This is a genomic window from Klebsiella sp. Q11 (genome assembly GCF_964241505.1).
Lineage (GTDB): Bacteria > Pseudomonadota > Gammaproteobacteria > Enterobacterales > Enterobacteriaceae > Klebsiella > Klebsiella michiganensis.
On the sequence record NZ_CAXSXW010000012.1, the window covers coordinates 168,683 to 177,461 of the forward strand.

Here is an 8,779-nt window from a genome sequence, read left to right on the forward strand (position 1 = left end):
CGCACCGATGCATTCATCCCGGCGTATCCCCGGGTTGCGGCGTAAACGCCTTACCCGGGCTACCGGCCCGCAGACGACGGTGAGCCCGTAGCCTGGGTCAGCGCAGCGCCACCGGGGAAGCACACCGCAGACGACGGTGAGTTGTCCGGAACCACAGACGGCGCGTTACCCGTAGCCCGGGTAAGCGCAGCGCGACCCGGGAACAGGCTATTCCTCAGCCGAGGATCGCCGTACTCAGCCGGCAGGTGCAGCAGCGGCGCCCCCGCTCGTCGAACACCGCAATTTCCCAGCTCTGGCCCTGACGCCCCAGGTGCAGCGGTCGACATTCACCGCGCACTTTACCGCTGGAAACCGCCCGGTGGTGAGTGGCGTTGAGCTCGGTGCCTACTACGCACTGCCCCTCTTCGGTCATCAACCATCCGGCCATTGAACCGAGGGTTTCTGCCAGCGCGGCGGAGGCGCCGCCGTGCAGCAGCCCGAACGGCTGATGGGTTCGCGCATCGACCGGCATTTCCGCCTCCAGTACCCCCTCTTCCAGCCGGGTATAAACGATGCCCAGATGCGCCACCATCGTATTCGCGCTGGTCGCATTAAGCGCATCCAGCGTCAGCTGACGTTTCCAGGCCATTTATGCTCCCAGCGTCGAGCCGCCGTCCACCACGATATCCTGCAGCGTGATGTGGCTGGCGTGAGCGGAGGCGAGGAACAGAATGGTATTGGCAATCTCCCGTGGACGGGCGATTTTGCCCAGCGGAATGCCCAGCTTAAACTGCTCGCCGAAGCCGCGAATACGCTGCTGTTCAGCGTCGTCGCTGACCCACAGCGTCCGCTGCATGTCGGTGTCGGTCGAGCCAGGAGAAACCAGATTACAGCGTACCCCGCTGCCCGCCAGCTCCAGGCCGACGGTCAGCGCCAGGCTCTTCAGCGCTGCTTTCGAAGCGCCGTAAGCGCTCATGCCGATACGCGGGGTATGTGCGGCGTCGGAAGCCACGGTGATAATCGCCCCGCCCTTCTGGCGGCGAAACTGCGCCATCGTCTGCTGGAACAGGTTAAACGCCCCGCCGACGTTGACGGCGAAGGTCTGTTGCCAGTCCTCCAGGCTCAGCGCATCCGTCGGCCCCATCCGTAAAATGCCGGCGGCATTGACCAGCACATCCAGCCGTTCAATGCCAGCCAGCAGGCGACCGCAGACCTGCGCCACCTGCCGCGCGTCGGCGACATCCAGCGTCTCGGTGGCGAACGGATAGCTTTCACCGTCGAACGCCAGATCGAAGCCGGTTACCTGCGCGCCGGCCTCAACGAACGCCAGGGCGGTGGCGTAGCCGATCCCCTTGCCCGCCCCGGTGATCCACACGGTCTGGCCGTGAAAATCGAGTCCATTCATTATTTCACCTCGCGGGAAAGCAGCGCCCACCAGGCATCAATGGTCGGGTTTTTCGCCAGCACCACGAAGTCAATATCGCCGTGAACTTTACGCCAGCGCGCGGCGAGCGCCATCATACGTACCGAATCCAGGCCGTAGTCGATCAGGTTTTCGTCATCCATCGGTTCATCGGATTCATCGAGCAGCGGCAGCACCAGCGCGCGCAGCGCCGCTTTCGATGCCGGCAGCGGCAGCAGCTCTTCGGTCATCACCACGCGACCGGAGCGGCCCGCCACGTAGTTGAGCGCCATCAGATGCTCTTCACGGCTGAAATCGGCCAGCGCATCGGCGACAAAGAATGGCTTAATATCGCGCATAAACGCGTCAGTCGCAGTGGTCATACAGCCGATATGGGCGTAAACGCCGGTGATGATCAGCTGATCGCGCCCCGCCTCTTTCAGCATCTCCTCCAGCGGCGAGCGATGAAACGCGCTGTAGCGCCATTTCACCAGCACCGTGTCGCTGTCGTCCGGTGCGAGCGCGGCAATCACCTGCTGCTGTTCCGGCGAACGGGTCAGGCCCGGTCCCCACATGTCGTTCAGCAGCGCGCGGTCTTCATCGCTCTGCTCTTTCGGCTGAGCGGTGTAAAAGACCGGAATATGGTTCTGTTTGCAGAACTCGCGCAGGGCGGCGATGTTGGCCACTACTCTCTCCATCATCGGGCTGTTTTCGCCCCAGAAGTTGAGGAAATACTCTTGCATATCGTGGATCAACAGCGCGGCACGGGACGGCTCAAATGCCCAGTTCACTTTGTTCGCCGGGATATCGCTGGCTTCCGGCAGCGCGTAAGCCTGTAATTTTGGGATTGCCATTCTGTCTTCTCCTTCAGCCCAGCTTGCGTTCAGCCAGCCACTGACGTAATTGTTTTTTATCGACTTTGCCCACCGGCGTCAGCGGCAGCGCATCAACGCACTCCACGCGGTCCGGAAGTTTAAATTCTGCGACCCCTTGTTCACGCAGGAAGCGGCGCACCGCCACCGCACGCAGAGGCTCTTTCACTACCAGATACGCACAGCTTTTTTCACCGAGCAGGCTATCTTCCATGCTGACCAGCGCCGCGTGGATCACCGAAGGGTGGCGCAGCAGCAGGTTTTCGATCTCTTCCGCCGCGATCTTCTCGCCGCCGCGGTTGATCTGATCTTTTTCCCGCCCCTGCACGGTGATGTAGCCCGCTTCATCGATCGAAATCAGATCGCCAGAGCAGTAGAAACCATCGGCATCAAAGGCCTCGGCATTATGCTGCGGGCTCTTGTAGTACCCGCGGAAGGTATAAGGGCCACGGGTCATCAGGCGCCCGACTTCGCCGCGCGGCAGCGGATTACCCTGCGCATCGGCCACCCACACTTCGTCATCAGGACACATCGGGCAGCCCTGGGTATTGATAATGCGCTCGGGGCTGTCGTTGAGGCGGGTATAGTTCACCAGCCCCTCCGCCATGCCGAAGACCTGCTGGAGCTGACAGCCGATTTCCGCCGGAATACGCGCGGCGAGGGTCGCGGACAGGCGCGCCCCGCCCACCTGCAGCAGCCGCAGCGACTGCAGACGGGCATTGCTGCCGGACTCATGGATCTCCTGTAACCACAGGCTTACCGCCGGCGGAACCAGCGAGGTCAGGTTAATCTGGTGCTTTTCGATCAGCGGGAAGCAGAGGGTGGCGCTCGGGTCGTGCGCCAGCACCACCACGCCGCCGGCGAGGAAGACGCCGAGTGAACCCGGCGAGCTCATCGCGTAGTTGTGGGCGGCGGGAAGCGCGTTCAGATAGCGCGTTTCGGCGCTTACGCCGCACAGCTGGTTGCTGCGGCGAATGCTGTATTCGTAGTCGTTATGAGTACGCGGAATGAGCTTCGGCGTACCGGTGCTGCCGCCGGAGAGCTGGAAAAAGGCCACTTCGTCAGCGGGCGTCGGATGCGCGACGAAATTATCGTCAGGCCGCGCGATGGCCGCCGCCAGGCTGCGTTCGCCGCCGTCGTTCAGCAGCAGGGCCACGCGTACCGACGCATGCTGGGCGACAAAAGCGTTAAGAAAATCATCATCGGCAAACAGCGCGTGTTCGCGGTCGGCAATCAGCAAAGCGGGTTCAATCTGCGCGGCGTAGGCGTTCAGCTCGCTACGCTGGTGGCTGAACAGCGCGTTGACCGGCGCAACGCCGATACGCAGCAGCGCGAAGAAGGTGATATAAAATTCCGCAACGTTGCCCAGCTGCACCAGCGCCGTTTCGCCGCGCTTCAGGCCCTGATGCTGCAGCGAGGAGGCGAGGTTATCCACCAGGCGGTTGAATTCACGGTAGCTGTAGCTTTTGTCGCCGTCGATAATCGCGGGAGCGTCGTTTTCCGCATGACGGGTAATCAGATGGGTTAGCGGCAGATCCTGCCAGTAACCTTTTTGCCGATAGCGGGCCGCAAACTCTTCCGGCCAGCGGGTAAATTCGATCATCATAGTCCCTTATTGCAAGCCGAATACGTTCAGCATGGTGGTCAGTTTGACGCCGGTTTCGCGCCACTCGCCTAGCGGCGAAGAGGCCGGGACGATACCTGCGCCAGCAAATAGCCGCAGGGTGCGCTGCTGCAGGCGCGCGCAGCGGATGGTAACCACCCACTCGCCGTTGCCTTCATCATCGCACCAGCCGACGATGCCGCCGAACAGCTGACGGTCGAACGGCTCCAGTTCGTTAATCAGGCGTTTCGCCGCCTGATGCGGGAAGCCGCTCAGCGCCGGCGTCGGGTGCAGCAGGCAGGCCAGCGACATGGCGTTCTCATTTGCCAGCGCGGTGCCCTGAATCTGCGTCGCCAGATGCCACAGGGTCGGCGTGGTGATCAGCTGCGGAGAGTCCGGCAGGGAGAGTTCGCTGCTGCGCGGCGCTAATACGGCCTTCATCGCCTGGGTCACCAGCTCATGTTCGTGGCGGTCTTTTTCCGATGCCAGCAGCCTGTGCCCCGCTTCGCGGTCCAGCACATCGTCCGGCTGGCGACGGGCCGAACCGGCCAGCGGCAGAGAGCTGAAATGCGCGCCTTCTTTACGCAGCAGCAGCTCCGGGCTGGCGCCCAGCAGCACGCCGCCGTCCGAGAGCGGCACGTGGAAGTTATAGCTGGCCGGATTCTGGGCGATCAGGCGCTCGAGCAGCGCCCCGCTATCCACCCGTTCGCGGGTGGTGATATCAATCAGGCGCGAGAGGACCACTTTGTCCACTTCCGGCGTCGCGGTGAGGGCCGCCGCGCGCGCCACCATTGCCATGAAGGTGTCCTGTTCGGGGATCTCCCGGCGCTGCACCACGTCCATCGGCTGCTGCCCGGACGTATAGCGCGCGGAGTGCTGCTTTTCAGTGCGGGAGAACGCTGTCCAGCTCGCGGGGATAAACAGCTCGGAAGGCTCGCTGGTATCAAACGGAATGGCGCCGACCATTATCGGCTTAGCGATCCCGGCAGCCCGCGCCGCTGCAAAGGCTGCAGCCATTTTGCGCTGGAATTCCCCGTCCAGATTTTCGCCATCGGCGGCAGGATGAGAAAACCGACTAAAGCAGCCAGCGGTGGTGAAGCTGCGGTACGGCGACATAAAGAAGAAGCTTTCCGGCGGCAGAGTCATTTTTTTCTCCCGTACTTCCTCAGCCAAAGACGTTTCCATATCATCCTCCAAAAACGATAAAGATATTACGAATAATTATCATTTATATTTTGGTTGGGTAACCTAAAAGGTATTGCGCGCTATGTCAACCGTACAGGTAGCATGTTGTGCGACTTAAGCTTGCATCGACGCCGCTCACAGCTGAAAATGAGAAGCATTTATCACTACTTAACCAGGATGCGAATACGTGAATTTCTCCACCTTTTGCCGCCGTACCCTCCTCGCCAGCGGCCTGGCGATTTTCGGAATTAGCTCAGCGCTGGCGGCAGACTGGCCGCGTCAGATAACCGACAGCCGGGGACCCCATACGCTGGAAAGCCAGCCGCTGCGCATTGTTTCCACCAGCGTGACGCTGACCGGCTCGCTGCTGGCGATTGACGCGCCGGTGGTGGCCAGCGGGGCCACGACGCCCAATAACCGCGTCGCCGACGGTCAGGGATTTTTACGCCAGTGGAGCGATGTGGCGAAAGCGCGCAAGCTGTCGCGCCTCTATATTGGCGAACCGAGCGCTGAGGCCGTCGCGGCGCAAATGCCGGATCTCATTCTGATTAGCGCCACCGGCGGCGATTCGGCGATGATGCTCTACGACCAGCTTTCCACCATCGCCCCGACGCTTATCATTAACTACGATGATAAAAGCTGGCAGGCCCTGCTGATCCAACTGGGGGAGATTACCGGCCACGAAAAACAGGCGGCGGAGAGAATCGCGGAGTTTGATAAAAAGCTGGCGGCGCTGAAAGAGAAAATGAAGCTGCCACCGCAGCCGGTCACCGCGCTGGTCTACACCGCCGCGGCCCATAGCGCCAATATCTGGACCAAAGAATCCGCTCAGGGACAGCTGCTCGAGCAGCTGGGCTTTACCCTCGCCGACCTGCCCGGCGGGCTGCATGCCAGCCAGAGCCAGGGAAAACGTCATGATATCGTGCAGCTGGGCGGGGAAAACTTAGCTGCCGGACTTAACGGCCAGAGCCTGTTCCTGTTTGCCGGCGACCAAAAGGATGCCGACGCGATTAACGCCAACCCGCTGCTGGCGCATCTGCCCGCCGTTGAAGGCAAACGCGTTTATCCGCTGGGGACGGAAACCTTCCGCCTGGATTACTACAGCGCCGTGCTGGTGCTGCAGCGCTTAGCGGCCCTCTTTGCATAAGCCACGCTTCCCGGCGTCGGTCGCCGGGATCTCATCGCGCCTCATTTCATACATCATCGTGTTGTTATAACAGGCTTTTTCACCGTTTAACGCCCTATCACCCTCATCGCCCATCAGCCGAAATATCATCGTTTCAGGTGTTAATTTGTGATTAGCCCCGGCCGCCGCGTTGCCCGATTATCTGCCCTACACCGCTTGAGGTGGTCATTCAACACAGAAGGAAATTAACGTGGCAACGAGCAAATTGATTAAGGGCGATACGCTGACCGAAACCAGCAACGCCGCAGACGGCTTTAACCCGGCAACAGAAGTGAGCGCATACAGCTATACCTCCGCTCGCGTCGCTAAACCGGTCTATAACAAATACAAAGCCTCCACCACCAAACCCAAAGTCTTCGGCTACTACACCGACTGGTCACAGTATGATGGTCGTCTGCAGGGCGATAATTCAAAAGATAACCGCGGTCGCGGCTACGACCTGACCAACGTTTCTCCTACCGCCTACGACAAAATCATCGTCGGTTTCGTCGGCGTGACCGGCTTCCACAAAGTAGACAACCTGTGGCGCGACGTGGTTGCCGAAGGTGCCGATCAGTGCGGAAAAGTGAAGTACGAGCCCACCTTCCTCGACCCGTGGGGCGACTTCCAGTCTTACGTTAACGTTGGCCATACCGTCAGCGGCTGGGATGTCGATCCGAAGACCGTGACCCAGAGTAATACTAAGGGCCTGCTCGGCGGCCTGCGCGATCTGCAGGCTAAAGCGAAGCAGCAGGGCCACGACCTGGTGCTGTCCATGAGCATCGGCGGCTGGAGTATGAGTAACGGTTTCCATGAAACCGCCGCGTCTGACGCCTCGCGTAAGGTCTTTGCCAAAGGCGTGGTAAAACTGTTCAAGCAGTTCCCGATGTTCAGCGAAGTGGACATTGACTGGGAATATCCGAATGCCGAAGGCGCTGGCAACCCGTACGGCCCGGAAGACGGCGAGAACTACGCCCTGCTGATTGGCGAACTGCGTAAGCAGCTGGACGCCGCAGGCCTGAGCAACGTCAAAATCTCCATTGCCAGCTCCGCGGTGGTCAAGACGCTCGGCTACTCTAACGTCAATGCGCTGCTGGAAGCGGGCCTGTACGGTATCAACGTCATGACCTATGACTTCTTCGGTACCCCGTGGGCGGAGAGCGTGACCCACCACACCAACCTGAAGGCGCTGGAAGAAGGCGGCTGGGGGGTGGATACCGTTGTCGGCCATCTGCTGTCCGAAGGCTTCCCGGCAGAGCGCATCAACATTGGTTACGCTGCCTACACCCGTAACGGGCGCAACGCGGAGCTGGAATCCCTGTCCCCGCTGAAAGGCACCTATAACCCGGGCACCGGCACCACCGTAGGCTCCTTCGAATCGGGTACCACCGAATGGTACGACATCATTTATAACTACCTGGATCTGGAAAACCAGAAAGGCCGTAACGGCTTCAACGTCTACACCGACAAGGTTGCCGACGCGGACTACCTCTACAACCCTGACAGCAAACTGTTCATGTCCCTGGATACGCCGCGCACGGTGAAAGCCAAGGGCGAATACGCCGCCAGCCTCGGCCTGGGCGCGCTGTTCACCTGGACAATCGACCAGGACAACGGCGTGCTGGTTAACGCGGCCCGTGAAGGTCTGGGCTATGAAATAGCGTCTGAAGTTATCGATATGGCGCCGTTCTATTTCGAAGGCATCAACGTCGACCCGGCGGATACAGCGGATGAACCGGAGGAAGAGGAGGAGGATACCGTCCAGCCTGAACCGTCGGTAAACCATGCGCCGAAAGCCGCTATTGAACTGATGGTGGTAGGCGGCTCCCGCGTGCGTCTTTCCGGCGAAAAATCTTCTGATGAAGATAACGACGAGTTGACCTTTAGCTGGGGCGTGCCCGCGGCGATCAACGTCGCCGATAAAACCGCGGCGGTCATTGAGTTCGATGTGCCGAAAGTGGCTGAGGATACCGAGTACACCTTCACCCTGTTCGTGCGCGATAGCTGGGGTGAACCGTCAACGCAGCAGCGCTTTGTGCTCTCCGTCGTCGCCGCGACTCAGACCGATGATACCGAGGACGAGCCGGCAGACGACCAGGATCGCACCGATGATACGCCTCAACCGGCAGATGATGATGCTGTTCCTTCTGACGAAACCACGCCTTACCCGCTGTGGAATGCCAGCACCGTCTATGGCAGCAACTGGGGCAGCTTTGAAATCGTGAGCTGGAAAGGCCATAACTACCAGGTGAAATGGTGGTCTCAGGGCAACCAGCCGGATCTGAACTGCGGTCAGTTCCAGGTCTGGAGCGATCTCGGCGCGTACTAAGGGTAAATCGTCACTGACGAGTGATAGCCAGCCCCGGAGCAATCCGGGGCTGGCTATTATCGCTCTTTTCGGTTTTCCCGGTGGCGCTACCGGGCAACTGCAGGTCGGTAGCCTGGGTTGCTCCGGGATGAATGCATCGGTGCGGCTTCTTCCCGGGTTGCGCTGCGCTTACCCGGGCTACGGGTCCACCGCCGTCTGCGGGCCGGTAGCCCGGGTCAGGCGTTTACGCCGCAACCCGGGAATG

The 8,779-nt window shown here is 60.6% G+C and carries 7 protein-coding genes; 2 read left to right on the forward strand and 5 right to left on the reverse strand.

Going from position 1 to position 8,779, the window contains the following annotated elements; all coding sequences use genetic code 11:
• Positions 1-214: 214 nt before the first annotated feature.
• The 5 genes from entH to entC are packed head-to-tail and all read right to left on the reverse strand — an operon-like array spanning position 215 to position 5,041.
• Positions 215-628 (reverse strand): proofreading thioesterase EntH, encoded by a 414-nt coding sequence (gene entH / locus ACESQ2_RS19960; RefSeq protein ID WP_049114832.1) that lies wholly within the window; start codon positions 626-628, stop codon positions 215-217.
• Positions 629-1,384: a 2,3-dihydro-2,3-dihydroxybenzoate dehydrogenase EntA gene (gene entA / locus ACESQ2_RS19965; RefSeq protein ID WP_004130336.1), complete on the reverse strand. Its 756-nt coding sequence runs from the start codon at positions 1,382-1,384 to the stop codon at positions 629-631. It abuts the gene before it with no gap.
• Positions 1,384-2,235 (reverse strand): enterobactin biosynthesis bifunctional isochorismatase/aryl carrier protein EntB, encoded by an 852-nt coding sequence (gene entB / locus ACESQ2_RS19970; protein WP_004130335.1) that lies wholly within the window; start codon positions 2,233-2,235, stop codon positions 1,384-1,386. Before entB ends, entA begins: the two co-directional genes overlap by 1 nt.
• A gap of 13 nt (positions 2,236-2,248) precedes the next feature.
• Positions 2,249-3,856: a (2,3-dihydroxybenzoyl)adenylate synthase EntE gene (entE, locus tag ACESQ2_RS19975; RefSeq protein WP_373171153.1), complete on the reverse strand. Its 1,608-nt coding sequence runs from the start codon at positions 3,854-3,856 to the stop codon at positions 2,249-2,251.
• Positions 3,857-3,865: 9 nt separating this feature from the next.
• On the reverse strand, positions 3,866-5,041 hold the full coding sequence (gene entC / locus ACESQ2_RS19980) for an isochorismate synthase EntC (protein ID WP_373171149.1): 1,176 nt from the start codon (positions 5,039-5,041) through the stop codon (positions 3,866-3,868).
• Positions 5,042-5,228: 187 nt separating this feature from the next.
• On the opposite strand from entC, the gene fepB reads away from it, so the two are divergent.
• Positions 5,229-6,188, forward strand: a complete 960-nt coding sequence (gene fepB / locus ACESQ2_RS19985; RefSeq protein ID WP_014837776.1) for a Fe2+-enterobactin ABC transporter substrate-binding protein — start codon at positions 5,229-5,231, stop codon at positions 6,186-6,188.
• A 229-nt stretch (positions 6,189-6,417) separates the two neighbouring features.
• Positions 6,418-8,535, forward strand: a complete 2,118-nt coding sequence (locus ACESQ2_RS19990) for a glycosyl hydrolase family 18 protein (RefSeq protein WP_373171150.1) — start codon at positions 6,418-6,420, stop codon at positions 8,533-8,535.
• Positions 8,536-8,779: the final 244 nt, after the last annotated feature.

Excerpts from the sequence above, each read along its gene's own strand:
- entH (WP_049114832.1), bottom strand. The coding sequence starts at position 628 with ATGGCCTGGAAACGTCAGCTGACGCTGGATGCGCTTAATGCGACCAGC.
- entA (WP_004130336.1), bottom strand. The coding sequence starts at position 1,384 with ATGAATGGACTCGATTTTCACGGCCAGACCGTGTGGATCACCGGGGCG.
- entB (WP_004130335.1), bottom strand. The coding sequence starts at position 2,235 with ATGGCAATCCCAAAATTACAGGCTTACGCGCTGCCGGAAGCCAGCGAT.
- entE (WP_373171153.1), bottom strand. The coding sequence starts at position 3,856 with ATGATCGAATTTACCCGCTGGCCGGAAGAGTTTGCGGCCCGCTATCGG.
- entC (WP_373171149.1), bottom strand. The coding sequence starts at position 5,041 with ATGGAAACGTCTTTGGCTGAGGAAGTACGGGAGAAAAAAATGACTCTG.